Below are 270 nucleotides of genomic sequence, written 5' to 3'. Positions count from 1 at the left end.
AGTTTAGATGCCGCTTCATTAACAGCCGGCAATAGTATAAACGCATCCACAGGGGAGGTTACCTATGTAGCAGGTTGGTCAGGAAGCACAACAATTACAGCAAGCGCTGCAGGATGTAACGGTCCTGTTACCACTACACATGTAGTAACAGTGACCCCAACAGTAAGTATTGCAGCCTTCAGTCCAGCAACTTCAACCCGTTGCCAAGGAGCAGGAGCAGTAACCACTACTACCACAGCTACGAATTCAACAGGTATTACCTATAGTTTA

Annotated in this window: 1 protein-coding gene; it reads left to right on the top strand. The window is 46.7% G+C overall.

The window, feature by feature from the left end:
* Positions 1–270, top strand: a 270-nt coding sequence (locus tag WFZ86_RS20290) for a hypothetical protein (RefSeq protein WP_342693634.1), incomplete at both ends; no start/stop codon positions are given.

This window comes from Flavobacterium polysaccharolyticum, assembly GCF_038739875.1.
In the GTDB taxonomy this organism is placed as follows: domain Bacteria; phylum Bacteroidota; class Bacteroidia; order Flavobacteriales; family Flavobacteriaceae; genus Flavobacterium; species Flavobacterium polysaccharolyticum.
Note: the sequence above shows the minus strand (reverse complement) of the source record. Positions and strands in the feature narration are given on the sequence as shown.